Annotated in this window: 32 protein-coding genes; 9 read left to right on the top strand and 23 right to left on the bottom strand. The window is 69.0% G+C overall.

Annotated features, from left to right (window positions below; all coding sequences use genetic code 11):
* Positions 1-4: 4 nt before the first annotated feature.
* The 3 genes from FHR72_RS07995 to FHR72_RS07985 all read right to left on the bottom strand — a co-directional run bounded on the left by FHR72_RS07995 (position 5) and on the right by FHR72_RS07985 (position 2,600).
* Positions 5-1,219, bottom strand: coding sequence for a winged helix-turn-helix domain-containing protein (locus FHR72_RS07995; RefSeq protein ID WP_183467413.1), 1,215 nt, complete (start codon positions 1,217-1,219; stop codon positions 5-7).
* Entirely contained in the window at positions 1,216-1,704 is a 489-nt protein-coding gene (locus FHR72_RS07990; protein ID WP_183467412.1) for a dihydrofolate reductase, read from the bottom strand. Before FHR72_RS07990 ends, FHR72_RS07995 begins: the two co-directional genes overlap by 4 nt.
* A 95-nt stretch (positions 1,705-1,799) precedes the next feature.
* Complete coding sequence (locus FHR72_RS07985; protein ID WP_183467411.1) at positions 1,800-2,600, bottom strand: thymidylate synthase; 801 nt, start codon at positions 2,598-2,600, stop codon at positions 1,800-1,802.
* 42 nt (positions 2,601-2,642) lie between these two features.
* Between FHR72_RS07985 and FHR72_RS07980 the strand changes: the two genes are divergently transcribed.
* Positions 2,643-3,380 (top strand): dienelactone hydrolase family protein, encoded by a 738-nt coding sequence (locus tag FHR72_RS07980; RefSeq protein WP_183467410.1) that lies wholly within the window; start codon positions 2,643-2,645, stop codon positions 3,378-3,380.
* 37 nt (positions 3,381-3,417) lie between these two features.
* On the opposite strand, the gene FHR72_RS07975 is transcribed toward FHR72_RS07980, so the two are convergent.
* From FHR72_RS07975 to dapB, 5 genes are all read right to left on the bottom strand, one after another.
* Positions 3,418-3,879 carry a hypothetical protein gene (locus FHR72_RS07975; protein ID WP_183467409.1) on the bottom strand — a complete coding sequence of 154 codons (462 nt, stop codon included), beginning with the start codon at positions 3,877-3,879 and terminating at the stop codon, positions 3,418-3,420.
* Between the two features lie 141 nt (positions 3,880-4,020).
* Entirely contained in the window at positions 4,021-4,794 is a 774-nt protein-coding gene (locus tag FHR72_RS07970; RefSeq protein ID WP_183467408.1) for an SDR family NAD(P)-dependent oxidoreductase, read from the bottom strand.
* 151 nt (positions 4,795-4,945) lie between these two features.
* A complete protein-coding gene (locus FHR72_RS07965; protein WP_183467407.1) occupies positions 4,946-5,401 on the bottom strand; it encodes a flavodoxin family protein in 456 nt (151 codons plus the stop codon).
* Positions 5,398-5,865: a hypothetical protein gene (locus FHR72_RS07960; protein ID WP_183467406.1), complete on the bottom strand. Its 468-nt coding sequence runs from the start codon at positions 5,863-5,865 to the stop codon at positions 5,398-5,400. The genes FHR72_RS07965 and FHR72_RS07960 overlap by 4 nt, the downstream gene beginning before the upstream one ends.
* Positions 5,862-6,599, bottom strand: a complete 738-nt coding sequence (dapB, locus tag FHR72_RS07955; protein ID WP_183467405.1) for a 4-hydroxy-tetrahydrodipicolinate reductase — start codon at positions 6,597-6,599, stop codon at positions 5,862-5,864. The genes FHR72_RS07960 and dapB overlap by 4 nt, the downstream gene beginning before the upstream one ends.
* Before the next feature lie 121 nt (positions 6,600-6,720).
* Here dapB and FHR72_RS07950 point away from each other — a divergent pair, with 121 nt between their 5' ends.
* Positions 6,721-7,104 carry a hypothetical protein gene (locus FHR72_RS07950; RefSeq protein ID WP_396888413.1) on the top strand — a complete coding sequence of 128 codons (384 nt, stop codon included), beginning with the start codon at positions 6,721-6,723 and terminating at the stop codon, positions 7,102-7,104.
* Here FHR72_RS07950 and aldR read toward each other — a convergent pair whose 3' ends face one another.
* The gene (gene aldR / locus FHR72_RS07945; protein WP_183467404.1) at positions 7,105-7,620 is read right to left on the bottom strand and encodes an HTH-type transcriptional regulator AldR; all 516 of its coding nucleotides are present in this window, start codon (positions 7,618-7,620) and stop codon (positions 7,105-7,107) included.
* Between the two features lie 93 nt (positions 7,621-7,713).
* Between aldR and ald the strand changes: the two genes are divergently transcribed.
* Complete coding sequence (ald, locus tag FHR72_RS07940) at positions 7,714-8,829, top strand: alanine dehydrogenase (RefSeq protein WP_183467403.1); 1,116 nt, start codon at positions 7,714-7,716, stop codon at positions 8,827-8,829.
* A gap of 70 nt (positions 8,830-8,899) precedes the next feature.
* Here ald and FHR72_RS07935 read toward each other — a convergent pair whose 3' ends face one another.
* Positions 8,900-9,274 (bottom strand): YchJ family protein, encoded by a 375-nt coding sequence (locus tag FHR72_RS07935; protein ID WP_183467402.1) that lies wholly within the window; start codon positions 9,272-9,274, stop codon positions 8,900-8,902.
* A gap of 131 nt (positions 9,275-9,405) precedes the next feature.
* Between FHR72_RS07935 and FHR72_RS07930 the strand changes: the two genes are divergently transcribed.
* The gene (locus tag FHR72_RS07930) at positions 9,406-9,963 is read left to right on the top strand and encodes a DUF4334 domain-containing protein (RefSeq protein ID WP_183467401.1); all 558 of its coding nucleotides are present in this window, start codon (positions 9,406-9,408) and stop codon (positions 9,961-9,963) included.
* Here the strand turns inward: FHR72_RS07930 and bla are convergent.
* The 5 genes from bla to FHR72_RS07905 form a co-directional block, all read right to left on the bottom strand.
* The gene (gene bla / locus FHR72_RS07925; RefSeq protein ID WP_183467400.1) at positions 9,960-10,859 is read right to left on the bottom strand and encodes a class A beta-lactamase; all 900 of its coding nucleotides are present in this window, start codon (positions 10,857-10,859) and stop codon (positions 9,960-9,962) included. The two genes, FHR72_RS07930 and bla, sit on opposite strands and share 4 nt — an antisense overlap.
* 18 nt (positions 10,860-10,877) lie before the next feature.
* Positions 10,878-12,233 (bottom strand): M16 family metallopeptidase, encoded by a 1,356-nt coding sequence (locus FHR72_RS07920; RefSeq protein ID WP_183467399.1) that lies wholly within the window; start codon positions 12,231-12,233, stop codon positions 10,878-10,880.
* Positions 12,211-14,457: a polyribonucleotide nucleotidyltransferase gene (locus tag FHR72_RS07915; protein ID WP_183467398.1), complete on the bottom strand. Its 2,247-nt coding sequence runs from the start codon at positions 14,455-14,457 to the stop codon at positions 12,211-12,213. Before FHR72_RS07915 ends, FHR72_RS07920 begins: the two co-directional genes overlap by 23 nt.
* 402 nt (positions 14,458-14,859) lie before the next feature.
* Entirely contained in the window at positions 14,860-15,129 is a 270-nt protein-coding gene (rpsO, locus tag FHR72_RS07910; RefSeq protein ID WP_183467397.1) for a 30S ribosomal protein S15, read from the bottom strand.
* A gap of 157 nt (positions 15,130-15,286) precedes the next feature.
* Entirely contained in the window at positions 15,287-16,270 is a 984-nt protein-coding gene (locus FHR72_RS07905; RefSeq protein WP_183467396.1) for a bifunctional riboflavin kinase/FAD synthetase, read from the bottom strand.
* Between the two features lie 91 nt (positions 16,271-16,361).
* On the opposite strand from FHR72_RS07905, the gene mntR reads away from it, so the two are divergent.
* Entirely contained in the window at positions 16,362-17,078 is a 717-nt protein-coding gene (gene mntR / locus FHR72_RS07900; RefSeq protein ID WP_183467395.1) for a manganese-binding transcriptional regulator MntR, read from the top strand.
* An 8-nt stretch (positions 17,079-17,086) separates the two neighbouring features.
* Positions 17,087-17,518 carry a type II toxin-antitoxin system Rv0910 family toxin gene (locus FHR72_RS07895; protein ID WP_183467394.1) on the top strand — a complete coding sequence of 144 codons (432 nt, stop codon included), beginning with the start codon at positions 17,087-17,089 and terminating at the stop codon, positions 17,516-17,518.
* Here the strand turns inward: FHR72_RS07895 and FHR72_RS07890 are convergent.
* The 4 genes from FHR72_RS07890 to FHR72_RS07875 are packed head-to-tail and all read right to left on the bottom strand — an operon-like array spanning position 17,509 to position 20,225.
* Positions 17,509-17,715, bottom strand: coding sequence for a hypothetical protein (locus FHR72_RS07890; protein WP_183467393.1), 207 nt, complete (start codon positions 17,713-17,715; stop codon positions 17,509-17,511). The two genes, FHR72_RS07895 and FHR72_RS07890, sit on opposite strands and share 10 nt — an antisense overlap.
* Before the next feature lie 10 nt (positions 17,716-17,725).
* Positions 17,726-18,607, bottom strand: a complete 882-nt coding sequence (gene truB / locus FHR72_RS07885) for a tRNA pseudouridine(55) synthase TruB (protein ID WP_183467392.1) — start codon at positions 18,605-18,607, stop codon at positions 17,726-17,728.
* On the bottom strand, positions 18,604-19,281 hold the full coding sequence (gene pptT / locus FHR72_RS07880) for a 4'-phosphopantetheinyl transferase PptT (RefSeq protein WP_183467391.1): 678 nt from the start codon (positions 19,279-19,281) through the stop codon (positions 18,604-18,606). The genes truB and pptT overlap by 4 nt, the downstream gene beginning before the upstream one ends.
* A complete protein-coding gene (locus FHR72_RS07875; RefSeq protein ID WP_183467390.1) occupies positions 19,278-20,225 on the bottom strand; it encodes an ACP phosphodiesterase PptH in 948 nt (315 codons plus the stop codon). Before FHR72_RS07875 ends, pptT begins: the two co-directional genes overlap by 4 nt.
* 140 nt (positions 20,226-20,365) lie before the next feature.
* On the opposite strand from FHR72_RS07875, the gene FHR72_RS07870 reads away from it, so the two are divergent.
* Positions 20,366-20,950 carry a DUF3558 domain-containing protein gene (locus tag FHR72_RS07870; RefSeq protein ID WP_183467389.1) on the top strand — a complete coding sequence of 195 codons (585 nt, stop codon included), beginning with the start codon at positions 20,366-20,368 and terminating at the stop codon, positions 20,948-20,950.
* Positions 20,951-20,974: 24 nt separating this feature from the next.
* Here FHR72_RS07870 and FHR72_RS07865 read toward each other — a convergent pair whose 3' ends face one another.
* Together FHR72_RS07865 and FHR72_RS07860 are read right to left on the bottom strand one after the other, a co-directional pair.
* Positions 20,975-22,036: a DUF7064 domain-containing protein gene (locus FHR72_RS07865; protein WP_183467388.1), complete on the bottom strand. Its 1,062-nt coding sequence runs from the start codon at positions 22,034-22,036 to the stop codon at positions 20,975-20,977.
* 10 nt (positions 22,037-22,046) lie between these two features.
* The gene (locus tag FHR72_RS07860; RefSeq protein ID WP_183467387.1) at positions 22,047-23,198 is read right to left on the bottom strand and encodes a sulfotransferase family protein; all 1,152 of its coding nucleotides are present in this window, start codon (positions 23,196-23,198) and stop codon (positions 22,047-22,049) included.
* A 43-nt stretch (positions 23,199-23,241) separates the two neighbouring features.
* Between FHR72_RS07860 and FHR72_RS07855 the strand changes: the two genes are divergently transcribed.
* Positions 23,242-23,868, top strand: coding sequence for a TetR/AcrR family transcriptional regulator (locus FHR72_RS07855; protein ID WP_183467386.1), 627 nt, complete (start codon positions 23,242-23,244; stop codon positions 23,866-23,868).
* 10 nt (positions 23,869-23,878) lie between these two features.
* Complete coding sequence (locus tag FHR72_RS07850; protein ID WP_183467385.1) at positions 23,879-25,501, top strand: CocE/NonD family hydrolase; 1,623 nt, start codon at positions 23,879-23,881, stop codon at positions 25,499-25,501.
* Here the strand turns inward: FHR72_RS07850 and FHR72_RS07845 are convergent.
* Positions 25,490-26,068, bottom strand: coding sequence for a DUF1802 family protein (locus tag FHR72_RS07845; RefSeq protein WP_183467384.1), 579 nt, complete (start codon positions 26,066-26,068; stop codon positions 25,490-25,492). The two genes, FHR72_RS07850 and FHR72_RS07845, sit on opposite strands and share 12 nt — an antisense overlap.
* A complete protein-coding gene (locus FHR72_RS07840) occupies positions 26,065-26,331 on the bottom strand; it encodes a DUF2277 domain-containing protein (RefSeq protein WP_183467383.1) in 267 nt (88 codons plus the stop codon). Before FHR72_RS07840 ends, FHR72_RS07845 begins: the two co-directional genes overlap by 4 nt.
* Positions 26,332-26,343: the final 12 nt, after the last annotated feature.

Raw genomic sequence — 26,343 nt, 5'->3', positions numbered from 1 at the left:
GCCGTCAGCTAACCAACGCAGCGCGCAACGGGTCGACCAAATCGCCCCGATCCCCCACGGACACGTCGCTGAGCCCGAGCCAGGCGGCCATCGACTGCAGTTCGCCGACGAGCCCGGCGGCGATGCGTCCGCGGTCGCGACCGTCCTCACTGAACGCCCCGAGCACCTGCAGCGCACCCGACACCCGGTCTGCTTTGAGATCGACGCGGCCCACGAGGTCCCCGTCCAGCAGGAACGGCCACACGTAGTAGCCGAAACGGCGCTTCGGAGCGGGGGTGTAGATCTCGATCCGGTAGTGGAACCCGCCGAAGAGCCGCTCGACCCGCGGGCGGAAGAAGATCAGTGGATCGAACGGGCACAGCAACGCCGTCCCGCGATCACGGCGAGGCACCGTCTGGCCGGCGCGCAGATACGCCGGCGCCGTCCAGCCCTCGACCTCGACGGGTTCGAGATCACCGGCCGCGACGAGGTCGGCGATCGCCGGCTTCACCTGCCGCGCGTTCAACCGGAAGTAGTCCCGAAGGTCTGCTTCGGTGGCGATGCCGAGTGCGGTCGCCGCCTTGCGCGTCAGCTCGCGCACCGCGTCTGGCTCCTCGACGTGACGGTTCACGACGTCGGCGGGCAGGACCCGCTCGGTGAGGTCGTAGTGCCGGGCGAAGCCGACCCGGGTGGCCGTGGTCAGCACACCCGCCGACCACAGCGCCTCGGCGACCCACTTGGTGTCGCTGCGGTCCCACCACGGCCCCTTCCGCCCCCGCGGTTCGGACTCCAGGTACGCCTCGATCTGTCCGGCCGTCGAAGGCCCGAGCGCCGCGACGGCCGCCACGATGTCGTCGGCGAGTGCGGCGTTCTTCTTGACGATCTCGACGCCCCAACGGCCGTGGACGTACTCCTGCATCCGCCAGCGCAACAGGGGCCAGTCGTCGACGGCCATCAGCGCTGCTTCGTGGGCCCAGTACTCGACGAGCAGTCGCGGCGACCGCGCGGAGTGGCTCCATGCGGCCCGATCCAGGATGTCGCGGTCATAGGGGCCGAGCCGGCTGAACACCGGCGCGTAGTGGGCGCGCACGGCGACCGAGACCGAGTCCAGCTGTAGCACCTGCAGCCGCGCGATCAGTTTCTTGAGGTGTGCGCGGCTCACCGCGCCCGCCGGCTTCGATTCGCGAAACCCCTGCGCGGCGACCGCGGCCCGCCGCGCCTGCGCAGCGGTGAGTCTCATTTCCTTTGAAAGCTGTAGAACCGGTAGCGCAGCCCCGACGAGCTGTCGCGCCAGTCCTCTTCAGTGCCGACCCAGGCCTCGTCGAGAAGCGGCGCCAGGGCGTCGTCGTCCTCCCTGCGCAGGTCGACGTCGACCTCGGTGACCTCGCACCGGGTGGCCAACGGCATCGCCAGACCGTAGATCTGCGACCCGCCGATCACCCATGCGCCGTCGAGCGGGGCGTCCTCCAGCGACGTGATGACCTCTGCGCCGTCTGCCACGTAATCAGCCTGGCGGGTCAGTACGACATTCCGGCGTCCCGGCAGCGGCCGGAACTTCGCGGGCAGCGACTCCCACGTCTGCCTGCCCATGATCACCGTCTGACCCATCGTCAGTTCCTTGAAGCGGGCCATGTCCTCGGGCACCTGCCACGGGATGCCGTTGCCGCGCCCGATGACCCCGGAGCTCGACTGCGCCCAGATCATGGTCAGCTGGGGTGCCCTCATACCCGTTGATTCGGACCTGCCAGCAGTCCTCGCGTCCGTTGATTCGGACCTGCCAGCAGTCCTCGCGTCCGTTGATTCGGACCTGCCAGCAGTCCTCATACCGCCACCGGGGCCTTGATCGCCGGATGCGGGTCATAACTCTTGATGACGACGTCCTCATAGGTGTAGTCGAAGATCGAATCCCGCGGCGCGAGAACGAGTTCGGGATAGGGGCGGGGGTCGCGGGACAGCTGTTCGGTCACCTGCTCGACATGGTTGTCGTAGATGTGGCAGTCACCGCCGGTCCACACGAATTCGCCGACCCCGAGGCCGGCCTGCGCCGCCATCATGTGGGTGAGCAGCGCATAGCTGGCGATGTTGAACGGCACGCCGAGGAACAGGTCGGCGCTGCGCTGGTAGAGCTGGCAGCTCAACCGCCCCTCGGCGACATAGAACTGGAAGAACGCGTGACACGGCGGGAGCGCCATCTGCGGGATCTCGCCGACGTTCCAGGCCGAGACGATGTTGCGCCGGGAGTCCGGATCACGGCGCAGCAGGTCCAGCGCCGCGGCGATCTGGTCGATGTGCTCGCCCGACGGCGTCGGCCACGACCGCCACTGCACCCCATAGACCGGACCGAGATCCCCTGTCGGAGAGGCCCATTCGTCCCAGATCGTCACACCGTGGTCCTGCAGCCAGCGCACATTCGAGTCACCCCGCAGGAACCACAGCAGCTCGTAGACGATCGACTTCGTGTGCACCTTCTTGGTGGTGATCAGCGGGAACCCTGCGTTCAGGTCGTAGCGCATCTGGTGGCCGAACAGGCTCCGGGTGCCCGTACCGGTGCGGTCCGATTTCGGGATCCCCGTATCGAGCACCAGACGCAACAGATCCTCGTACGGCGTGGCGATCGGCACGCCCCTCAGCTTACGGCCAGAGGGCGGGAGTAGAACGGACCCATGCCGCGCATCGCCGACACCGTCACGACCGCTGACGGTTCCTGCCCCGTCACCCTGCACACTCCCGGCGGAGACGGCCCGTGGCCGGGCGTCGTCCTTTACCCGGATGCCGGCGGGGCCAGGGAGACGTTCCGGACCATGGCCGACAGGCTCGCCGGCTACGGCTACGCCGTGCTGGTACCCGACGTGTACTACCGCGACGGCGACTGGGCGCCGTTCGAGATGGCGACGGTGTTCGGCGACGACGCCGAACGCCGGCGACTGTTCGGGATGATCGCCAAGGTGACGCCGGACATCATGGCCTCGGATGCGACCTCCCTGTTCGACTACCTGGCCTCGCGCCCGGAGGTCGGCGGTGAATCGTTCGGGACGACGGGGTACTGCATGGGCGGACGCACCTCGCTCGTGGTGGCCGGCCGTGTGCCCGAGCGCGTGAGCGCCGCGATGTCATTCCACGGCGGCGGCCTGGCCTCCGACGACGCCGGAAGTCCCCACCTGCTCGCCGAGAAGATGCGCGCCGCGGTCTACGTCGGGGCGGCCCGCAACGACAGGTCGTTCACCGTCTCGAACGGCGACACCCTGGACAAGGCGCTGAGCGCGGCAGGCGTCGAGCACACCATCGTGTGGTATCCCGCCGAGCACGGCTTCGCGGTGCCCGACAACGCGCCGTACGACGAGGCTGCCGCGGAGCAGCACTGGGACGCCATGCAGTCGTTCTTCGGAACCCATCTGCGCTGAAAGTCCCGGCGGCGGAGGCCCTTTCGACGCAGGACTCTCAGGAGGACGCGCTACGCCGCGAATGCAGAACCGACGTGAGTGCCCGTGCGACGCCGCGAGCGGCATAGACGCCGGCAAGAAGTGACAGCACGATCAGGACGACGAACATGAGCAGCCAGTTGGCTCGGCTGTGCTCGACGTTCCACCAGATGACGGTGAACAGGATCGCGCAGATGAACACGACGATGTCGCGCCAGTTGCCCTGGTAGGACGCCGCGAGCTCGCGCATCTCGCGGTTCTTGTCCACCGCGGCGATCACCCCGTCGATGCGCAGGTCGATGACCCGCTGCAACTCGGCCCTGCGGTGGACCTGATCCTGCGGGATCCGCTCCAGCAGATCCATGTCCGCAGCGATCGACGCGCGGATGTCGGGCGTCCTGAGGTTGCCGGCGGCCAGGCCGAGCAGTGCTCCACCCGCAATGGGCGCTCCCGCGAGGGCCAGTTCGGCGATACCCGGCATGAGTTTTCCTCCGTCGTCCGGCCTCGGATCGGGGGCTCACGCCTGTTGTCCAGGATCGCCTCCCCGGTGGGCGTCCACAATCTACGCTTCTGAACGAGCCGTCCGGCCCGTTCACGCCGGTCGGCGACCCGGTGCGAGACGTCACTGCGCCAGGAATCCCCCGTCGACGGGCACCACGGCGCCGGTGACGAAGGACGCTTCGTCGGAGGCCAGGAAGGCGATGACGTTGGCCACCTCCCCCGGTTCGCCCAGCCGACCGATCGGGTGCATGCGCTCGATGTCTGCCAGGTACTCCGCGCCGCCCGGCTCCTCGGGGAGCCGGCTGACCCGCTCGGTGCGAATCGTCCCCGGCGCCACGGCGTTCACCCTGATGCCGCGGTCAGCCCACTCGACCGCCAGGTGCTTGGTCAGGCCGGTGGCGACGAATTTGGCCGGCCCGTACGCCGCCTGCCGCTTCTGGCCGGCCAGTCCCGAGATCGAGGACAGGCACACGATGGCGCCGCCACCGGTCGCCACCATGGCTTCGATCGCGAACTTGCACGTGAGGAACATGCCTCGCCCGTCGATCGCCATGACCTCGTCCCAGGCCGCAGCCGTCACCTCGGTCGCGTCGCCCAGCGGGATGATGCCTGCGTTGGCCACGAGCACGTCGATCCGCCCGTAGCGGTCGACGGCGGCCGCGATCATCCGCCGCGCGTCGTCCTCGACCGACACATCACCGGCGACGACGTCGACGTCGGCGCCGCCGCTGCGTAATTCCTCGGCCACGCCGAGCAGCGGTTCGCGTTGTATGTCCGTCACGATCAGACGGGCTCCCTCGCGTGCGAAGACCTCGGCGGTGGCCCGGCCGATGCCCATCGCCGCCCCGGTGATGACCGCCGACTTGCCACGGAGACGTCCAGCTGGTGCAGTCACGGCTTTCCTCCGAGTCAGAGCGCAGATCCGCCACCGGCAGCCGATCTCGTCACCTGGACAGTGCCAGTGATGCGCCGCTGCGGCCGCGGTATCGGCCGATTCGTGTGGCGGGAGGCGAACACGGGCCCGGGCGCCGGACCCGTGCGTCGGATCAGGCCATCAAGGCTGCGGCGACCGTTGCGCCGAGGTTCCAGCACCGTTCGACATCGGTTTTGGCCGGTTTACCGGACACCACGACGGTCTCGGCGACACGCTCCCACCCCAGCCCGGCGGTGATCCCGTCGAGGGCGCGCTCGGCGCCTTCGGTGCCCTCGTTGCCGTGCAGGTAGACGCCGAACGGCCGGCCCCCGGTGGCATCGAGCAGCGGGTAGTAGGCGCTGTCGAACGCGTGTTTCAGTGCGCCGCTGATGTATCCGAGGTTGACCGGCGTTCCGAGGAGATAGCCGTCGGCCGCGAGCATCTCTGCCGGTGACACGGTCAGCGCCGGCCTGCGCAGAACGTCCACGCCCTCGATGTCGGGATCGGTGGCACCCGCGAGCACCGCGTCGAACATCTCGTGACAGTGCGGAGAGGGGGTGTGGTGGATGATCAGCAGCGTCTTGCTCATCGCGCCGACTCCTCCATCTGCACAGCCTTTTTCATCGTCTCCCGGGCACGAGAGCGATCCCCGGCATAGTCGTAGGCGCGCGCGAGCCGGTACCACCGCAGCCAGTTGTCGGGGTCGGCTTCCAACTCCTCGCGCACCCGGTGGAACAGCGCATCGGCGGCGTCGCGCTCGATCCGGCCGGAAGCCCGGCGCGGTAGGTCGTTCACGTCGAGCTCCATCCCGCCCTCGCGGGCCTTGCGCGCCAGACGTTGATGCGCGAGACCGGCACGCAGGGTCGCCACCATCGCCCACAGGCCGACTATCGGGAGAAGCAGGATGCCGATGCCGAGCCCGATGGGTGCGATCTCACCCGAGGCGATGAGCAACAGCGCGGTCCGACCCAGCAGCACGAAATACACGATCAGCGCGGCGCACATGAATCCGATCAGCAGCTGCGTGCGCAGAGCCCGGGCTCCGTCGCTCATGCCAGGTCGAGGAGCGGCTCGATGCCGATGGTCAGGCCGGGGAACTGGTCGATCTTGCGGACGGCGAGCAGGACGCCGGGAACGAACGAGGTCCGGTCGATGCTGTCGTGGCGGATGGTCAGCGTCTCGCCGAGGGTCCCGAACAGCACTTCCTGGTGCGCGACCAGGCCCGCGAGCCGCACGGAATGGACGGGGACGCCGTCGACGTCGGCTCCCCGGGCGCCCTCCAGTCCCGTACTGGTCGCGTCGGGATTGGGCGGCATCCCTTTGCGCGCTTCGGCGATGAGGCGGGCGGTGCGCACAGCGGTTCCCGACGGGGCGTCAGCCTTGTGCGGGTGGTGCAGCTCGATCACCTCGACCGATTCGAAGTATTTCGCGGCCTGCTGGGCGAAGTGCATGGACAGGACGGCGCCGATCGCGAAGTTCGGGGCGATCAGGACCGACACGCCGGGCTGGGCCGACACCCACTCCCTCACCTGATCGAGGCGTTCGTCGGTGAAGCCGGTCGTGCCGACGACGGCGTGAATGCCGTTGTCTATCAGAAACTTCAGGTTGTCCATCACGACGCTGGGGTGCGTGAAGTCGATGACCGCCTCGGTACTGCTGTCGGTCAGCGCCGACAGCGCGTCCCCGGCGTCCACCCCGGTGGTGAAGACGAGATCCTCGGCGGATTCGACGGCCGCCACCATCGTTGCGCCCACCTTGCCCTTGGCGCCCAGCACTCCGACTCGCATCCGCTCACCCTAGCGGTCGGCGGGCACCGGGCTCCTCGCCGCCACCGGGGCAGGTACACCCTGAAACACCTCCTCCCCCAAGACGGGGACGCGGGCCCGCGGTGCGGTCTAGCCTCAGAAAATGAGGTGCACATTCCGGCGATCGTCGATGCTCGCCGCCGCGGCCGTCTGCACGCTGATGGGTTCGGCGCTGCCGGCGATTCCGGCGAACGCGGTGCCGTACGGAAGCAACGGGGTGTTCGGTGTCACCACCCAGCCACGCGACGGCTGGGCCACCACCTTCATCCCGCCGGGGCGCTATCGGGTAGACCAGTCGCCCAGTATGCAGCCGTACCAGAGCCCTCCCGGCCTGTGGTTCCGCTGCAGCAACTTCCCCTGTGCGCCAACGTTTCCGGGCAACATCATCGCGACCGCACCGGCGCAGCGCAACGCTCCGACGTTCGTCGACATCCTGCCCAGCGACGTGGCGGTGGCCCTCCACAACGTCACGCTGACGCCCGCCTGATCACAGCGGCGAGGCGCCGCGCAGATGCTCGAAGATCAGCGAGGTCTGCGTGCCGGCGACATCGGCGTCGGCGTTGAGGTTCTCCACCACGAACGCGCGCAGATCGTCGGTGTCGCGGGCGGCGACATGCAGGATGAAGTCATCGGCCCCCGCGAGGAAATACACATCCATCACCTGCGGTTTGCGGCGGATGGTCTGGATGAAGTTGCGGATCTTGCCGCGTGAGTTCGACTGCAGGCTGACCGAGATCATCGCCTGCAGGGTGAGACCGATCGCCGAGGGGTCGATGTCGGCGTAGAACCCCCGGATGACACCCAGGTCCTGCAGCCGGCGCACCCGGCCGTGACAGGTCGAGGGGGCCACGCCGACGAGTTCGGCCAGAGCGCTGTTGGACATACGGGCATCGTCGTGCAGCGCGGTCAGGATCCGTCTGTCGACGTCATCGATCGCGACCGCCCGAACATTCTTCGGACGCTCCGTGCGACCGGGATCGAATTCCGACTGATCTTCCACCATGACCGCACTTTACTGAATTATTGACGTCGCGATTGCCATCTCATCGACGTTTCTTCAGACTGGAGAGAACAAATCCCCGATTGAGGAGCGATCATGCGTGTCGGCATCCCGACCGAGATCAAGAACAACGAATTCCGTGTCGCGATCACCCCGTCCGGTGTCGCCGAACTGGTGCAGCGTGGCCACGACGTCCTGATCCAGGCCGGCGCCGGCGAGGGCTCCGCGATTTCGGACGCCGACTTCAAGCGCGCCGGTGCGCAGATGATCAACGGTGCCGACGAGGTGTGGGCCGAGGCCGAACTGCTGCTCAAGGTCAAAGAGCCCATCGAGCCCGAGTACGCGAAGATGCGCAAGGGCCAGACACTGTTCACCTACCTGCACCTGGCCGCGTCCACGCCGTGCACCGATGCGCTGATGGCGTCCGGCACCACGTCGATCGCGTACGAGACCGTGCAGACCGCCGAGGGCGCACTGCCGCTTCTGGCCCCGATGAGCGAGGTCGCCGGACGCCTCTCCGCACAGGTCGGCGCCTACCACCTGATGCGCAGCCACGGCGGCCGCGGCGTCCTCATGGGAGGTGTGCCCGGCGTCGCCCCGGCCGAGGTCGTCGTGATCGGCGGTGGCGTGGCCGGGTACAACGCCGCGCGCATCGCCAAGGGGATGGGTGCCCACGTCAACGTGTTCGACGTCAACATCAACACCCTGCGCAAGATCGACAACGAATTCAACGGCAGCATCGAGACGCGGTATTCGTCGATGCTCGACCTCGAAGACGCTGTCAAGGGCGCCGACCTCGTGATCGGCGCGGTGCTGGTCCCCGGCGCGAAGGCACCCAAGCTTGTCACCAATTCGACTGTGGCAGCGATGAAGTCGGGCGCAGTGCTGGTGGACATCGCCATCGACCAGGGCGGCTGCTTCGAGGACTCCCGCCCGACGACGCACGACGATCCGACGTTCCCGGTGCACGACACCGTCTTCTACTGCGTGGCCAACATGCCGGGCGCGGTGCCCCGCACCTCGACCTACGCACTGACCAACGCGACCCTGCCGTACGTGCTGAAGCTGGCCGGCAAGGGCTGGCTGGAGGCCTGCCGGGGCGATGCCGCACTGGCCAAGGGCCTCTCGACCCACGAGGGCGCGCTGTTGTCCGAGCAGGTCGCCGCCGATCTCGACCTGCCCTTCACCGACCCGGCCGACCTGCTGGCCTGACGACCATCCCCCTCTCGCCCGGTCGGCGTCCCCGCGATGCCGGCCGGGCGATGAAACCCCGGCATGGAGATCAGTCGAGCAGATCACCGTCGACGTAGAACCACCGCCCCGCTCGCATTTCGAACCGCGACCGTTCGTGCAGCACCCCGACGCGGTGATGTGCACGGAACTCCACCTCACCGACGTCGTCGCCGGCCTGACCCGCCACCCGGTCCAGGATTTCCAGCCGCCGCCAGGTCACCTCCAGGTCGTTGACCTCCGCAGGCCGGGTACGCGGGTGCCACGTCCGCCACACGTAGGCGCTGTCGCCGACCACGTACGCGCTGTACCGCGACCGCATCAGCTGTTCGGCGCTGGCGGCGTGCCGTTCCCCCAGGTGCAGGGGCAGACAGCATGCCCCGAAGGCGGTCCCGCTGCCGCAGGGGCAGACCTCATTGGAGCGCACGGTCACCCTCCTCGGCACACAGGCTCACCCTCGTCGGAACCATGCCTACCCTCGTCGGAACGATGCCCACCCTCCTCGGAGCCATGCCCATAGTGTGCCGCACTTGACGGGTGTCAAGTAATATCGCGGTCATGCTCGCGCTCACCGACGTCCTTCCCGACGCCCCGACCACCACGGCCGACGCCCTCACGCTGTTCGATTCCCGGCCCGCCGTCGAACCGGAGTTCATGCTGGGCACCTGGCACGGCGCCGAACTGCCGACCGATCATCCGCTCGACGGCATGCTGGCCGCGAGCGGATGGTGGGGTAAGCACTTCCGCGACAGCGAGTCCGTCGATCCCCTGCTCTTCCCCACCGCCGACGGCACCGGCCTGTGGCCTCTCAACCCGGCCCTCGCGTTCGCCGGACTGGGTGTGGCCACCAAAGTCCCCGCGCTGAAGAAGCAGAATTTCGCGGGCCCGATCATGACGCTGAAGCCTGCGCTGCGGGCGCGCGGACCGAAGGCGCGTCTGCGGACGACCCGCTTCCGGGGCGTCGACACCGCGACGATGATCTATGACCAGCTGCCCATCAACGACGTGTTCCGTCAGATCGACGACCAGACCGTCCTGGGTGCGATGGACCTTCGTGGCATCAAGGCCCCGTATTTCTTTGTGCTGCAGCGGGACAACTCGCTGAGGCTGGTCTAGCGACCGCTCAGCTCGGCCAGCGCGAGGGTGGCCACCTCGCCGATCAGCGGGCGGAGGCTCGCCGCGTCCGGGTCGTCGGTGGCCGACCGCGTCATCACCGCCAGCAGCACCCGCTCCCCCGCCGGCCCGAAGGCGATGCCGACATCGTTGGTCGTGCCGTAGTCGCCGCTGCCCGTCTTGTCCGCGCTGGTGTATCCGGCCGGCAGCCCGGCCCGCATGCTGGAGGTCTGGTTGCCCCGCATCCAGTCCACCAGCTGCTGACGACCCGTAGGGCCCAGAACATCGCCGGTCAGAACGGTGCGGTACCCGGTGCCCAGGGCCCGCGGCGTGCTGGTGTCCCGCGGATCGCCGGGCACCGCCGAGTTGAGCTCCACCTCCCAGCGGTCGAGCCGCGTGCGGTCGTCACCGATGCTGCGCGCGAACTCGGTGATCGACGGCGGGCCACCCAGCACCCGGAGCAGGCCGTTGGCGGCGGCGTTGTCGCTCTGCTGCAGCGCCGCCTGGCACAGTTCGGCCAGCGTCATCGCCGTGCCGACGCGGGGCTCCGTCACCGGCGAATGCGGCCGGATGTCGGCCGGCGCGATGGTCACGGTGTCAGCCAGAGCCAGCCTGCCCTGCTGAACTCGTTGCAGCACTGCCGCGGCCGCATACGTCTTGAACGTCGAGCACATCGCGAAGGTCTCGCCGTCGCGGTGGGCCAGGCTCTTCTCGGTGTCCAGATTGACTGCGTAGAGGCCGATTCGGGCGTTGTGGCGTGCGCCGAGAGCGTCGAGGCGCTCCGCGGCCGGGGGTAGGGGCTGGGCGGGGTCGGCCAGCACGGTCTGCGGCGAGCACGCCGCGAGCGCGACCAGCGACAACCCGCCGACCAGAACGTGTCGTCGGGAAAAGTCCGTCATCGCCCGCCAGGCTACCGGTCAGCCCGCGAGGGTTTGAAGCGCCCTCGGCAGCGACCGCTTGCCTCGCACCGGACCGAGCACCGCAGCGCCGAACGGGCGGGTGAGCAGCTGTCGCGCCACGGCATTGACCTCGTCGAGGGTGACGCTGTCGATCTTCGACAGCGTGTGCGCGATCGTGCGGTGCTGTCCGTAGTTCAGCTCGCTACGGCCGATGCGGTTCATCCGGGAGCCGGAATCCTCCAGTCCCAGCACCAGTCCGCCACGCATCGAGCCCTTCGCGATGCGGCACTCGTCGGCGGTGATGCCGTCGCGCGCAACCTCGGCCAGCACGTCGGTGGTCACCCGGACCACCTCGTCGAAACGCTCGGGCAGGCAGCCGGCGTAGATGGACAGGGCCCCGCTGTCGGCGAAGGTGTCGACCGTCGAGTACACCGAGTAGGCCAGGCCCCTGGTCTCCCTGATCTGTTGGAAGAGGCGAGAACTCAGGCCTCCGCCGAGGGCGGTGTTGAGCACCGACAGCGCCCACCGGTGGTCCCAGTGCCGACCGGGGGTACGCACGCCGAGCGAAAGGTGGGTCTGTTCGGCGTCACGGCTGACCACCTGCAGGGTCGGCCGGCCGCTGACCCTGCCCGCGCCCTTGCGCGGCGCCACCGGTGTGCGGCCGCGGACCAGGTGGGGGCCGAAGTGTTCGCGGACCAGGGCCACGACCTCGTCGTGGTTGACGTTGCCGGCGACCGCGACCACCATCCGGTCGGGGGTGTAGCGGCGCTGGTGGAACGAGTGCAGTTGGGCTCGGGTCATGGACGAGATCGACTCCACGCTGCCGATGACCGGACGCCCCACCGGGTGGTCACCGAACATCGCGGACAGGAACACGTCGCCGAGGGTGTCTTCGGGGTCGTCGTCGCGCATCGCGATCTCTTCGAGGACGACGTCTCGCTCGACCTCGACGTCCTCCCCCGCGCAACGGCCGTTCAGCACGACATCGGCGACCAGGTCGATCGCCAGCGCCAGGTCCGAATCCAGCACGTAGGCGTAGTAGCACGTGTGCTCGCGCGAGGTGAACGCGTTGAGTTCGCCGCCGACGGCGTCGACCGCCTGGGCGATGTCGACGGCGGTGCGGGTGGGGGTCGACTTGAACAGCAGGTGCTCAAGGAAGTGCGCGGCACCGGCCACACTGCGGCCTTCGTCGCGCGAACCGACGTTGACCCACACCCCGACCGATGCTGACAGCACCGACGGGATGTGCTCGGTGACCACACGCAGGCCACCGGGCAGCTGGGTGCGGCGCACCGCCGTGGACTTGTCAGGGAGGGCTCCGCCGCGTTTGCCGCGGCGGAGCGCCCCTGAACTAGCTGCCGGCGGCCGCGGCATCTGCGGGCGCGGGTGCCTCTGTGCCGGCTGCCTCTGCGACTTCGTCCTCGGCGACGAGGACCAGCGAGATCTTGCCGCGGTTGTCGATGTCGGCGATCTCCACGCGGAGCTTGTCACCGACCTTGACGACATCCTCGACCTTGTTGATGCGCTTGCCTCGGCCCAGCTTCGAGATGTGCACCAGGCCGTCGCGACCCGGCAGCAGCGACACGAAGGCGCCGAAGTCGGTGGTCTTGACGACAGTGCCGAGGAACCGTTCCCCGACCTTGGGCAGCTGCGGGTTGGCGATCGCGTTGATCTTGTCGATCGCGGCCTGCGCGGCCTCGCCGTTGGAGGCGCCGACGAACACGGTGCCGTCGTCCTCGATGGAGATCGACGCGCCGGTCTCCTCGGTGATCGAGTTGATCATCTTGCCCTTGGGCCCGATGACCTCGCCGATCTTGTCGACCGGAACCTTGATCGTGGTGATGCGCGGTGCGTACGGGCTCATCTCGTCGGGGGCGTCGATGGCCTCGGCCATCACCTCGAGGATCGTGATCCGGGCGTCCTTGGCCTGCGCGAGCGCGGCGGCCAGCACCGGCGACGGGATTCCGTCGAGCTTGGTGTCGAGCTGCAGCGCGGTGACGAAGTCCTTGGTGCCCGCACACTTGAAGTCCATGTCGCCGAAAGCGTCCTCGGCGCCGAGGATGTCGGTCAGCGTGACGAAGCGACGTTCGCCGTCGACCTCGTCGGACACCAGGCCCATCGCGATGCCGGCGACCGGGGCCTTCAGCGGCACACCGGCGTTCAGCAGCGACAGGGTGGAGGCGCACACCGAGCCCATCGAGGTGGAACCGTTGGAGCCCAACGCTTCCGAGACCTGGCGGATGGCGTACGGGAACTCCTCGACGCTCGGCAGCACCGGCATCAGCGCCCGCTCGGCGAGTGCGCCGTGGCCGATCTCGCGGCGCTTGGGCGAGCCGACGCGGCCGGTCTCACCGGTCGAGTACGGCGGGAAGTTGTAGTGGTGCATGTAGCGCTTGGAGGTCTCGGGCCCGAGCGAGTCGATCTGCTGGGCCATCTTGACCATGTCCAGCGTGGTGACACCCATGATCTGGGTCTCGCCGCGCTCGAACAGGGCGCTGCCGTGCGCCCGCGGGATGACCGCGACCTCGGCCGACAGCGCGCGGATGTCGGTGACGCCACGGCCGTCGATGCGGAAGTGATCAGTCAGGATGCGCTGGCGCACAAGCTTTTTGGTCAGCGAGCGGAACGCGGCGCCGACCTCTTTCTCCCGGCCCGCGTACTGCTCGGCGAGCCGCTGCAGCACCTCGACCTTGATCTCGTCGGTGCGGTCGTTGCGCTCGTTCTTGCCCGCGATCGTCAGCGCCTCGGACAGCGCGTCGGTGGCCACCGAGGCCACCGAGTAGTAGACGTCCTCCTGGTAGTCGGGGAACACCGGGTAGTCGGCGGTCTCCTTGCCGGCCGCACCGGCCAGCGCGGCCTGGGCTTCGCACAGCGCTGCGATGAACGGCTTGGCGGCTTCGAGGCCCTCGGCCACGACGGCTTCGGTCGGGGCGCCCGCGCCACCGGCGACGAGCTCGATGACCTTGTCGGTCGCCTCGGCTTCGACCATCATGATGGCCACATCGTCATCGGTCTTCCGGCCGGCGACGACCATGTCGAACACCGCACCTTCGAGCTGCTCGACGGTGGGGAACGCGACCCACTGGCCGTCGATCAGCGCGACGCGCACGCCGCCCACCGGGCCGGAGAACGGCAGGCCGGAGATCTGGGTGGACGCCGACGCGGCGTTGATGGCCAGCACGTCGTACAGGTCCTTGGGGTCCAGGCTCAGGACCGTGACCACGACCTGGATCTCGTTGCGCAGACCGCTGACGAAGGACGGGCGCAGCGGCCGGTCGATCAGGCGGCAGGTCAGGATCGCGTCGGTGGAGGGGCGGCCCTCGCGGCGGAAGAACGAGCCGGGGATACGTCCCGCGGCGTACATCCGCTCCTCGACGTCGATCGTCAGGGGGAAGAAGTCGAAGTGGTCCTTGGGCTGCTTGCTGGCGGTGGTCGCGCTCAGCAGCATGGTCTCGTCATCGAGGTAGGCGACGACGGCGCCGGCGGCCTGCTGGGCCAGCCGGCCGGTCTCGAATCGGATGGTGCGGGTGCCGAAGCTCCCGTTGTCGATCACGGCGGTGGCTTCGTACACACCGTCTTCAATTTCAACGACAGACATGGATGTCCGTACGGCCTCTCTGGGTCATCTACGGTTTCGCGTGCTCACGCGATGAATGCGGACGCCCCGGCGTCGGGGCAGTCGCGCCGTGATGCGTCGACGGCCGTCGATCGAAGCGGCCGGAGTGATCCTCCGGCAGCCACTACCGAAGACCGCGCGATCAGGCGGTTCATGTCGTGTCACGCGGGAACGGTGCACGCGGGTCTGCGAGGACCGCACCCAAGTGTGTTCGTGCCGCCGGAGGAATGTCGCCGCCGAAGCGGCTCCGGGCGACCGAACGCACCTATGCTACATCCCGGCACCTGCGGAACCCCTAATCCCCGGCCCCGTTCGTTCGCGCCGAACACATCCGCCCCGCTACCGAAGGGGCAGCGGGGCGGAAGTGCGAAAGGAAGGCCGGGATCAGCGACGCAGCCCCAGGCGCTCGATCAGCGAGCGGTAGCGCTGGACGTCGACCTGGGCGACGTACTTCAGCAGCCGGCGACGACGACCGACCAGCAGCAGCAGGCCGCGGCGGGAGTGGTGGTCGTGCTTGTGCTGCTTGAGGTGTTCGGTGAGATCCGAGATCCGCCTGGTCAGCAGCGCGACCTGCGCCTCCGGAGAACCGGTGTCGGTGTCGTGCAGGCCGTACTGGCCCAGGATTTCCTTCTTCTGTTCGGCAGTGAGCGCCACGAAACAACTCCATCAGATAGGTCCGCGAACATTGGGGTGAATCCCCGACTGGGGTCACTTCCCGAAGGCACGGCCACCGCGAACTGCAGCACGCGCCAGGTCGGCAGGGAGTCTAGCAGCGGGCTCGGGCACGGGGCCAATCGACGAAACCGCAGGTCTAGCGTGCCGAGAGGATGGTGCGGGCCCGATCGGTGTCGGCGCCCATCGCGGTGACGAGGTCGCCCACGGAGTCGAATCGCTCCTGTCCACGCAGCCGGGCGACGAAGTCGACGGCGACGTGCTGGCCGTAGAGATCGGCGTCGGTGTCGAGCACGAACGCCTCCACCGTGCGCGTGCGACCCGAGAACGTGGGGTTGGTGCCCACCGACACCGCCGCCTGGTACCGCTCCCCCGGCGTCACGCTGCCGACCACCGGGCCGTGCCCCAGCACCGTGAACCACGCGGCGTAGACGCCGTCTGCCGGGATGGCCGCATACATGGGCGGGGCCACGTTCGCGGTCGGGAATCCCAGGCCCCTGCCCCGCCCGTCACCGCGGACCACCACGCCCTCCACCCGGTGCGGGCGGCCGAGCGCCTCGGCGGCGGCGACCATGTCCCCCGCATCCACACAGGACCGGATGTAGGTCGAGGAGAACGTGACCGCCTCCTGGCGCGAGGCCTCCGCAACTTCGGAGACCAGCGTCAGCGAGTCCACGGCGAAACCGAACCGCTCGCCGGCCTTGCGCAGCAGGTCCACGTTGCCCGCGGCCTTCTTGCCGAAGGTGAAGTTGTCCCCGACGACGACCTCGACCACGTGCAGCCGCTCGACGAGCAGCTCGTGGATGTAGCGCTCGGGGGTGAGCTTCATGAAGTCGGCCGTGAACGGCATCACGAGGAAGACGTCGATGCCCATCTCCTCGACGAGCTCGGCGCGCCGGGTGAGGGTGGTGAGCTGCGCGGGGTGGCTCCCCGGGAACACGACCTCCATCGGATGGGGGTCGAAGGTCATCAACACCGTCGGAACGCCCCGCGACCGGCCCGCCTTGACGGCACGACTGATCAGCTCCTGGTGTCCGCGGTGGACACCGTCGAACACACCGATGGTGACGACGCACCGTCCCCAGTCTGTGGGGATTTCATCCTGCCCCCGCCAGCGCTGCACGCCGCTAGCCTACGACCCGTACGCAACTCTGGGCCAATAGCAGCCGAGCGGCACCAACGGATCAGGTGATGATTGCCTAAACTCCCTTCTTGTGAGTCCTGACGGCAACCCGGCCAACCCCACCGATTTGTCGACGGTCGCCCAGGACTACCTCAAGGTCATCTGGACCGCGCAGGAGTGGTCGCACGAGAAGGTCAGCACCAAACTCCTCGCCGATCGCATCGGCGTCTCGGCCAGCACCGCCTCCGAATCGATCCGCAAGCTCGCCGATCAGGGCCTCGTCGACCACGAGAAATACGGCGCGGTCACCCTGACCGACGCGGGCAGGCGGGCGGCGCTGGCGATGGTGCGCCGGCACCGCCTGATGGAGACGTTCCTGGTCAACGAACTCGGCTACGGCTGGGACGAGGTGCACGACGAGGCCGAGATCCTCGAACACGCCGTCTCCGACCGGATGCTCGACCGCATCGACGCCAAATTGGGCTTCCCGACGCGGGATCCGCACGGTGACCCGATCCCCGCCCCCGACGGCAGGGTCCCCACGCCGCCGGCACGTCAGCTCTCGGCCTGCCAGGACGGCGAGGCCGGCACCGTCGCGCGGATCTCCGACGCCGACCCGGAGATGCTCCGCTACTTCGACACCGTCGGCATCAGCCTCGATTCGCGACTGCGCGTCGTCGCCCGGCGTGACTTCGCGGGCATGATCTCGGTCGCGATCGAGAGCCGAGACCAACTCGCCGACACCGGCAACGAAACCACTGTCGATTTGGGAAGCCCTGCCGCACAGGCAATCTGGGTCGTCGCATAGGAGCATTCATGGCCAAGTTGGAACTGTCCCGCTCGTTGCCGATGCCGGCCGACAAGGCGTGGCAGCACGCGTCGGACCTGTCGACCCTCGGCGACTGGCTGAGCATGCACCAGGGATGGCGCTCGGAGTTGCCCGACGAGATCGGGGTGGGCACCAGGATCGTCGGGGTCGCCGGCGCTAAGGGCATGCGCAATCGCGTGACGTGGACGGTGCAGCAGTTCGACCCGCCGTCGGCGCTGGCGGTCAGCGGAGAAGGCGTGGGCGGCACCCGCTACAAGCTGACCATGAAGGTGGCCTCCACCGGTGAGGGCTGCACCTTCACCGTGCGGATGGACCTCGGTGGTGCACCGCTGTTCGGCCCGATCGGTTCCGCGGCCGTCCGCGCGGTCAAAGGCGACATCGACAAGTCGATCAAGCAGTTCGAACAGCTCTACGCCTGATCTCCTCGGCCCGCGGCCAGGCGGTCGACCAGGGCCGCCAACTCCGAGAACTGCCACGCTCCGCCGCCGTGCTCGGCCCACGCGTCGTACGAGCGGTCAAGAGCCTCCCGGGCCCCGACCCCGGCGGTGCGCTGCAGGGCCGTCATGGCTAGCAGCAGCGCGGCGGTCTCGGGCGAGTACAGGATGTCGTCCTTCACCCCGGCAGTTCTACAGCGTGGCGGGCCGGACCACGACCACCGACGCCGTCCTCGCGCCCGCGTCCTGCAGCAGTGCCATCACCCGGCCGTCCGGTGCGGTCGCCGCGTAGACGCCGTCGATGCCGGCGGGGGTCAGCGGCCGGCCGTGGCTGACGTCGACCACCTCGACGTCGGTGAGCTCGCGTCGCGGAAATGCTTGCAGGCACGCCTCATCGAGTGAGTAGCTCAGGTTCGCGTGCTCGGCGAGCTCATCGAGGGTGCGCGCCTGGTCCAGGCCGAAACCGCCGACGCGGGTGCGGCGCAGCGCGATCAGGTGCCCGCCGACGCCCAGGGCGGCGCCGACGTCGCGCGCCAGTGCGCGGATGTAGGTTCCGCTCGAACAGTCCACGACCACGTCGACATCGACGACGTCGCCCTCGTGGCGCACGGCGAGGACGTCGAAACGTTCGATCCGCACGGGGCGGGCGGCCAGCTCCACCGTCTCACCCTCGCGCGCCCTCTGGTAGGCACGCTTGCCGTCGACTTTGATCGCGCTGACCGCCGAGGGCACCTGCTCGATCGGCCCGCGCAGCGGTGCGATCGCGGCGTCGATCTGCGCCCCGGTGAGGTGTGCGGCCGACACCGAGTGCAGCAGTTCACCTTCGGCGTCCTCGGTGGACGTCGTCTGGCCCAGCCGGATCGTCGCGGCATAGGACTTGTCGGTGGCGGTGAGCAGCCCCAGGATCTTGGTGGCGCGCTCGATGCCCACGACCAGCACCCCGGTGGCCATCGGGTCCAGCGTGCCTGCGTGCCCGACCTTGCGGGTGCCGAACAGTCGGCGGCACCGGCCCACCACGTCGTGGCTGGTCATCCCGCCCGGTTTGTCGACGACGACCAAACCCGGTGCGGTCACAGCACTATTGCGGTCAGCGCGATGCCGTCGCGAACCGACCACCGGCCGGTCAGCGAGGTCAACGGCGGGCCCGATTCGGCGGCCGGGTCGATCAGGATCTCGGAGGTGAAGGTTCCGGCCTGCCCCGAACCGTCGACGTCGAATCTGATGTGGGCGTCCTCGAATCCCAGCCACCGGTGCGTGAGGGGGAACCACGCTTTGTACGTGGCCTCCTTGGCGCAGAACAGGACCCGATCCCAGTGCACGCCGTCGGGCATGGCCCCCAGCTCGTGGCGCTCCACGGGCAGGCTGATCGCGTCGAGCACTCCGTGGGGCAGGACATCGTGGGGTTCGGCGTCGATCCCGAGCGAGCGGATCTCGGTACGCAGGCCGACGGCCGCACCACGGAAGCCCTCGCAGTGGGTGAGGCTGCCGACGACACCGTCGGGCCAGCACGGTTCGCCCTTGTCGCCCTTGAGGATCGGGACCGGCTCACGGCCGAGGTCGACGAGCGCCTGCCGGGCGCAGTAGCGGACGGTGATGAACTCGTTGCGCCGCTTGGCCACCGACCTCGCGATCAGCGGCTCCTCTTCGGGCAGGGGTGCGAGTTCCCGTGGGTCGGTGTACAACTCGGCCGCCGCCAGGGCATCGGTCTCGCCGGGCAGCACGCCGGCCAGCAGCGTCGCAGCGATCACGCCCGGTCCTTGATCCGCTGTTGCATCTTCTCGGCATTCTCGCGCATCTCCTGGGTGATCTGGAAATGGCCGCCGAACTCGTTGAGATAGCCGGGCGCGTATTTCGGATCCGGCAGGATCTGCCGCAGCCAGCGGTAGGGCCTGCGCCGGCGCCACTCCCTCGGGTAACCCACCGACACCTCTTCGAAGCGCACGCCGTCGTACCAGGTGGTGCGCGGGATGTGCAGGTGCCCGTACACCGAACAGATCGCGTTGTAGCGCGTGTGCCAGTCGGCGGTGGCAGTGGTGCCGCACCACAGCGAGAACTCGGGGTAGAACATCGCCTCGCAGGGTTCCCGCACCATCGGGAAGTGGTTGACCTGGACCGTCGGCATCATCCAGTCGAGGTCCTCGAGGCGCTTGCGGGTGTAGTTCACCCTGTCGCGGCACCACGCGTCACGGGTCGAATACGGCTCGGCCGAGAGCAGGTACTCGTCGGTGCCGACGATGTTCTTCTCCCGCGCGATCGCCAAGCCCTCGGCTTTCGTGCCGGCCCCCTGGGGCAGGAACGAGTAGTCGTAGAGCAGGAACATCGGCACGATGGTCGCCGGACCACCCTCTTCGGTCCAGACCGGGTAGGGGTGCTCGGGCGTGATGATGCCCATCTCGTCGCACATGGTGACGAGATAGTCGTAGCGGGCCTTGCCGAAGATCTGCATGGGGTCGCGCTGCGTCGTCCACAACTCGTGGTTGCCCGGTATCCAGATCACCTTGGCGAAGCGTTTGCGCAGCAGGTCCAGCGCCCACCGGATCTCGTCGGTGCGTTCGGCGACGTCCCCGGCGACGATCAGCCAGTCGTCCGGCGATGCCGGGTGCAGCGACTCCGTGACCGGCTTGTTGCCGGTGTGCCCGGTATGGAGGTCACTGACCGCCCACAAGGTCGGGCGCCGTTCCTCGATGGTCACAGCCCGTCAGCCTACTGGTGGACACGGCATCGTCACCTGGCGGCAACTAGAACAGGTTCTAAGTTCTCGCCCGGCCCCGGCATGCCGCCCGTTACACTCCCCGGACAAGGACGTTCGCCAACAGGACCCAGGGGGTTTCGATGGTCGCCAAGCTGCGACTGTTCTCGGCGCTGTGTGCGCTGGTCGCAGCGGTGGTCGTGGTCTGGCAGGCGAAACCCGCCGTGATCGCCGCCCCCGGGGCCGTCGACCTGCGGTCGACCTTCGCACCGTTGCCGAACGCCACGACGACGATCAAGTACCCGGTGATCGACCTCACCGACCCCGACCCCTTCGACCCGTGCCGGGACATCCCGCTCGACGTCGTCCAGCGCATCGGCCTGGCCTACACGCCGCCGACCGCCGAGGACAGCCTGCGCTGCAAGTACGACGCCGGCAACTACCAGATGGCTGTCGAGGCGTTCGTGTGGCGCACCTTCGAGCAGACGCTGCCGCCCGACGCCGTCGAGCTCGACATCAACGGCCACCGCGCCGCCCAGTACTGGATCATGAAGCCCACCGACTGGAACAACCGCTGGTGGATCACCTGCATGATCACGTTCAAGACCAGCTACGGGGTGATCCAGCAGTCGTTGTTCTACTCCCCGATCTACTCGAACCCGGATCCCGACTGCCTACAGACCAATCTCCAGCGCGCCCACGAGCTCAGCCCGTCGTACATCTACTGACCCGGCGGCCCACCGAGGGGCGACCTACGTCTTGAGCTGGTCTGTCGGGATCGACCGTTCCAGCATCCCGTACGTGGTCTCGCCGTCCCAGGAGTAACGGACACCGGCCTGCTGCAGCGCCGGGAATGTCCAATCCGCCATCGCGGCCAGCTGCCCGGGGGCGACGGTGCTCGGGTCCGTGATGTCGTGGGTGGACACGACGGTCTCGCCGGCGATCCGCACCGGACCGGCGGCGGTGTCCAGCACCTCCGACACGTCCTCGCCGAGCGGTTGCAGCCTGCGCAGCCAGGGAGCGTCGACGACCCGTGCCGGGATGAGCGCGCCGTCGCCGGTGAAGACGTAGCCCTCGTTGAAGGTCGGCCGGCCATCGGGCCGCGGCGGGTAGGCGATGTATCCGAACCCGCGGCCGCTGGGGAACAGCGCCGACTGCCAGCAGTGACCCCAGAACCCCTCCAGCTTCCGCACTCCCTGGCGCTTGATTCTCAGGCCCGAGCCGGTGAAGGCGTGGACCTGCCGTCCCACGGTGAGCGACCCGGTGGCCCGGAACAACTGCTCGTAGCGGGGCCCACCCATCAGGTCGCCGGTGAGGGTGGTCCGCAGCGAGGACGCGGCCTCGGGCTGCAGTGCGCCCTGCACCCAGGGAGGTGCGGCCGGCGTGGCCTCGACGTCGAAGCTGACCTCGACCAGAGGTCCGTCCTTGCGCCCGGCCACCAGGTCGGCCGAGCTGGTCTGCACCAGATGGCCCTTGAACGACATTGTCCACGAAGCGAATTCGCGTACACACGTGAAGGCCAGCGGACCGGCGCCGAGCACCCTGGGCAGTCCGTCGGCGCCGGCCACCGGGAGCTTGGGCGCGTCCTCGCGAGTGCGCAGTACCCGACCGTCCGGGAAGGCGACGTTGACCTGGATGCCGTGGTGGTCCCAGTCGGCCGCGAGGGCCTCGATGCCGACCCGGGGCAGCCCCAGTTCGCCGCGGTCGTCGGACACCCAGAAACTGACCGAGTCCCGCATCTGCGGGTCCGCGGGCCGACCGGCGAACGTCAGCTCCCGCTGCGGGTCGATCGAGCCGGTGAGATCGATTGCCATCGAACTGATGTCATCCTTCCGCCACGGCGCTGCGCTGTCCGGTCCAGCGCCGCGCGTGCTCGACGTAATCGGCGAACAGGGGCCTGATCCGATCGGGCTCCAGTCCGAAAGCCTCCGGCATGGCCTTCGGCGCGCTCTCCCGCGTCCGGGCGTTGTGGTCCCACCAACGCCGCATACCGGACTCGAACTGCTCCGAGACCTCGACACCCAACCAGGCGTACAGCGCCCGCACCTCGGTCACCGGATCGTGGGCCATGGCACGGAAATCCAGGTCGTGGAACCGGGATTCGGCTCCGCCATCGCGGAACGCCACCACACGGTCCATCCCTGTCGACCACTGATGGGCGTTGAGCTCGCCCAGATAGCGCCGGTCGACGTGGTCACTGAAACCGGCCACGATGTCGGCGTACACGTCGGCCACCGACACGAGCACGTCGGTCGGATCGCGATGGGTCATCACGAACCGCGCGTCCGGGAACACCTCGTCGAGGTGTCTCAGCGACAGCACGTGGGCGGGTGATTTCAACCGCCACGGGCGCACCGGCCGGCCCCACTGCAGCAGCGTGAGCACACGCCGCTGGTAGCGGTAGGTCGACGTGAAGTCGGCCCCGTCGACGAGCCACTGCGAATACGTCGGGATCTGGGCGAAGGCCTGGAAGATTTGGGATTTGAAGTCCAGCGCCATCAGGTCGAGGCATTCCGCCGGGCCGTCGGGATCGGTCGGCACATGGCGGCGGCTGCCGGCGACCACGGCGCCCGCGCCGTCGGGGATCCGTGGGTCGTGCCCGGTGACCGTCGACGGCGGAGGACACGGTTGCGCGGCCTCCCAGCTGTGCAGGTACCGGACGCCGGGATCCTGAGCGAGCAGAAATGACAGTGCGGTCGATCCGGTGCGGGGCAGCCCGAGACCGAACAGCGGGGCGTCCAGGGGTTCGTCACCGATCTCGGGATGTTTGCGATACCAGTGCTCCACCTGCAGCCGTTGCCGGAGGTGGCCCACGATGCGCGGATACACGAACGCCTCACCGCGGGCGTTCAGCCGGGCTTCGCGCTCCAGGGCACCGAGGAGGAGATCCAGGCCCTCGCGGAAAGCGTTGTCGCCGAAGTCGTTCAGACCGGTCTCGGCGGAGGCCGCGTGCATCAGATCCGCAGCAGATGCCACCCGCACCCCCTCCGCCGATTCGAGACAGTACACTGCCACCAATATGGACGACGCGTCAAGCACCGGTTCCCGCCGCGCCTACGACAGCCCGGCCCGGCGACGGCAGGCCGAGCAGACCCGGGGTCGCATCCTGGGTGCGGCCGCAGAGTTGGTACACGAGTACCAGACGTGGGATTGGCGCGACCTGACCTTCCGCGCCGTCGCCGAACGCGCCGGCGTCGCCGAACGCACGGTGTACCGCCACTTCCCCACCGAACGCGCACTGCACGACGCGGTGATGGCCCGCCTCGAAGACGAGGCCGGTGTCGACTACGCCGGGGTCGACCTGGGCACGCTGACCGAGGTGACGGGCCGGTTCTTCGCGTCGCTGCAACGGTTCACCACCGAAGGAGCCGTGCGCACCCCCACCGACCCGGTCTTCACCGGCGCCGACGAACGCCGCCGCCAGGCCCTCCTGCACGCCGTCACCGGCGCCGCGCCGGACTGGGACACCGACCGCAGGCGGGTGGTCGCCGGCCTGCTCGACGTGCTGTGGGGCCTACCGAGCTACGAACGCCTCGTGGACGCCTGGCAGCTGTCCCCCGCCGAGGCATCCGGCGCGCTGACATGGCTCATCGGCAGGGTCGTCGCCGCGATCGAGGCCGGCGAGGGCCCACCCGGCGGTCGGTAGTGTCTGTCCGGTGAGCTCTGCACTCCCGCGTGTTGCCCGCCAGGCCGTCACCAAGGCCCTGAAGGTGCCGCCGCCGGTCTGTGACTACGACGTGCAGCGGCGGGAGCGCATCCCGATGCGCGACGGCGTCGACCTGGTCGCCGATCACTACCGTCCCCGCACCCAGACTCCCGTGGGCACCCTGCTGGTGCGGGCGCCCTACGGGCGTGGCTGGCCCTTCTCGGGGTTGTTCGGCGGGGTGTACGCCGCACGCGGATACCACGTCGTCTTCCAGAGTGTGCGCGGCACCTTCGGATCCGGCGGCGAGTTCGACCCGTTCGTCCACGAGGTCGACGACGGTGCCGACACCGTCGCCTGGTTGCGCGAACAACCCTGGTTCACCGGCACGTTCGGCACCATCGGACTGTCCTATCTGGGCTGGACGCAGTGGGCGCTGCTGGCCGACCCCCCGCCGGAGCTCACGGCGTCCGTCATCACCGTCGGTCCCCACGATGTGAGCGGACCGCGCTGGGGCGACGGGTCGTTCGCGCTGAACGACTTCCTCGGCTGGAGCGATCTGGTGTCCCGGCAGGAGGATCCGAACCGGCTGCGGGTCCTGCTGCGTCAGCTGCGCGCGCAGCGGCTGGTGACGCAGGCGTCGCTGGGTTCACCGCTGGGCGAGGCGAGCCGCGCACTGCTGGGCGACGGCGCTCCCTGGTTCGAGTCGTGGCTCGACCATCCGGGCACCGAGGATCCGTTCTGGGCCCGGCTGCGCATCGCCGAGGCCCTCGACCACACCGAGGTCCCCGTCCTGTTCCTGACCGGCTGGCAGGACCTGTTTCTCGAGCAGACCCTGGAGCAGTACCGGCGGATCAGCGGCCGCGGGGTGCCCGTCGGTCTCACCGTCGGGCCGTGGACGCACGGCCACATGATGACCAAGGCGGCGCCGACAGTGCTGCGGGAGACGCTGGACTGGCTGGGCACCCACCTCGCGGGCCGGCCGCCACAGCGCAGCGCTGCGGTGCGCATCCATGTCCGCGGCGAAGGCTGGCGCGAACTGCCCGACTGGCCCCCGGCGACCGAGGAGCACGTCCTCTATCCCCGTGCCCCACACGGGCTCATCGCCGAGGCGCCGGACGCGGGCGGTGCGGCGACGTTCGTCTACAACCCGGCCGACCCCACCCCGACCGTCGGCGGCAGGCTGCTCTCCCCGGTCGGCGGCTACCGCGACGACACCGTGCTGTCCCGGCGGGCGGACACGCTCACCTTCACCAGCAGACCGCTGACCGACGACCTGTGTGTGATCGGCACCCCGGTGCTGGAGGTGTCGCACGAGTGCGCGAACCCCTACAACGATCTGTTCGTCCGGATCAGTGAGGTGGACGCCGACGGCACGTCCCATAACGTCAGTGACGGCTACGTCGCGGCCGCACCCGCAACCGGCACCGTGCGTATCGAACTCGACGCCGTGGCATGGACATTCCCCGCCGGGACCCGGATCCGGGTGCTCGTCGCGGGCGGCTCGCACCCGCGCTTCCTGCGCAACCTCGGGACCGGCGAACCGTCGTCGTCGGCCACCCGCCTCGCGACGGCCCGGCACACGGTGCACCTCGGTGCGTCGACCCGGCTGGTGCTGCCGGTCTCAGGCGACTGAGTCCCGCACCTGCCGGGCAACGGCATCCAGGGTGGCCTCGTCGTGCACGGGGGCACCCCACGCCGGGGCCACAGGGAGCTGCACCCAGCTCGAGCAGCCCCGATATTCGGGGCTGCGATCGAGCCGCACCGGGCTCAGCAACGGGGCCGCCGACACGACGAGCACCGTCAGCCGGTGTCGGGGCCGGAAGTCCAGCCGGTCGGACCGGACGGATTCGGCCGTCCAGATGTGGAGCGGCGCAATCGCTTCCAGATTCTGAGGGCGGGTGACCTCGATCGCGGCCACCACCCGCGCCCCGGCCCGCACCACCACGAGGTCGTCGGTGCTGTCTGTGGCCGCGACGGCCAGGAGGTCGCGGTGCTCGGGACGGACCCGGTCGGCATGGCTGTGCGCGACGGTCGGGAAGAGCAGGAATTCCGAGGCGGCCACGGCGAAGCGCTTCTCGTGGATGCCGCCCTTGCGCAACAGCACCGTCTGCCTGCCGTCGAGCAGCGCACGAACCGCCGCGCCCCACTCCTTGAGGGCCGGGCGGGTCGATGTCGCGTTCGCCGCCGCGGTCGCGCTCACTGCAGGCTGAGTCGCGCGCGAACCTCGGGGCGCCGCAGCGGCGGAACGGTTTTCGGCGGTTGACGACGCGGTTGCAGCTCGCCGAGCAGCCGTCGGGTGGTCTCCGTGACCTCGGCGACCGCGGTCTCGAACGCCTGCGCGTTGGCCCCCGACGGCCGGGTGATGCCGCTGACCTTGCGCACGTACTGGCGCGCGGCGGCCTCGATCTCTTCGGGGGTGGCGGCCGGCTCCAGGCCCCGGAGCTCGGTGATGTTTCGGCACATGACCTCCACGAT

Origin of the sequence: Mycolicibacterium iranicum, assembly GCF_014190915.1 — a bacterium.
Lineage (GTDB): Bacteria > Actinomycetota > Actinomycetes > Mycobacteriales > Mycobacteriaceae > Mycobacterium > Mycobacterium iranicum_B.
The sequence above is the reverse complement of the archived record's forward strand: the minus strand, read 5'-3'. Positions and strand labels throughout refer to the sequence as shown.

Excerpts from the sequence above, each read along its gene's own strand:
- ald (WP_183467403.1), top strand. The coding sequence starts at position 7,714 with ATGCGTGTCGGCATCCCGACCGAGATCAAGAACAACGAATTCCGTGTC.
- FHR72_RS07965 (WP_183467407.1), bottom strand. The coding sequence starts at position 5,401 with ATGAGCAAGACGCTGCTGATCATCCACCACACCCCCTCTCCGCACTGT.
- FHR72_RS07895 (WP_183467394.1), top strand. The coding sequence starts at position 17,087 with ATGGCCAAGTTGGAACTGTCCCGCTCGTTGCCGATGCCGGCCGACAAG.
- FHR72_RS07995 (WP_183467413.1), bottom strand. The coding sequence starts at position 1,219 with ATGAGACTCACCGCTGCGCAGGCGCGGCGGGCCGCGGTCGCCGCGCAG.
- FHR72_RS07840 (WP_183467383.1), bottom strand. The coding sequence starts at position 26,331 with ATGTGCCGAAACATCACCGAGCTCCGGGGCCTGGAGCCGGCCGCCACC.
- bla (WP_183467400.1), bottom strand. The coding sequence starts at position 10,859 with ATGACGGACTTTTCCCGACGACACGTTCTGGTCGGCGGGTTGTCGCTG.
- dapB (WP_183467405.1), bottom strand. The coding sequence starts at position 6,599 with ATGCGAGTCGGAGTGCTGGGCGCCAAGGGCAAGGTGGGCGCAACGATG.
- FHR72_RS07975 (WP_183467409.1), bottom strand. The coding sequence starts at position 3,879 with ATGCCGGGTATCGCCGAACTGGCCCTCGCGGGAGCGCCCATTGCGGGT.
- FHR72_RS07950 (WP_396888413.1), top strand. The coding sequence starts at position 6,721 with ATGAGGTGCACATTCCGGCGATCGTCGATGCTCGCCGCCGCGGCCGTC.
- FHR72_RS07915 (WP_183467398.1), bottom strand. The coding sequence starts at position 14,457 with ATGTCTGTCGTTGAAATTGAAGACGGTGTGTACGAAGCCACCGCCGTG.
- FHR72_RS07930 (WP_183467401.1), top strand. The coding sequence starts at position 9,406 with ATGCTCGCGCTCACCGACGTCCTTCCCGACGCCCCGACCACCACGGCC.
- FHR72_RS07870 (WP_183467389.1), top strand. The coding sequence starts at position 20,366 with ATGGTCGCCAAGCTGCGACTGTTCTCGGCGCTGTGTGCGCTGGTCGCA.
- FHR72_RS07990 (WP_183467412.1), bottom strand. The coding sequence starts at position 1,704 with ATGAGGGCACCCCAGCTGACCATGATCTGGGCGCAGTCGAGCTCCGGG.
- FHR72_RS07920 (WP_183467399.1), bottom strand. The coding sequence starts at position 12,233 with ATGCCGCGGCCGCCGGCAGCTAGTTCAGGGGCGCTCCGCCGCGGCAAA.
- FHR72_RS07855 (WP_183467386.1), top strand. The coding sequence starts at position 23,242 with ATGGACGACGCGTCAAGCACCGGTTCCCGCCGCGCCTACGACAGCCCG.
- FHR72_RS07980 (WP_183467410.1), top strand. The coding sequence starts at position 2,643 with ATGCCGCGCATCGCCGACACCGTCACGACCGCTGACGGTTCCTGCCCC.
- FHR72_RS07865 (WP_183467388.1), bottom strand. The coding sequence starts at position 22,036 with ATGGCAATCGATCTCACCGGCTCGATCGACCCGCAGCGGGAGCTGACG.
- FHR72_RS07960 (WP_183467406.1), bottom strand. The coding sequence starts at position 5,865 with ATGAGCGACGGAGCCCGGGCTCTGCGCACGCAGCTGCTGATCGGATTC.
- aldR (WP_183467404.1), bottom strand. The coding sequence starts at position 7,620 with ATGGTGGAAGATCAGTCGGAATTCGATCCCGGTCGCACGGAGCGTCCG.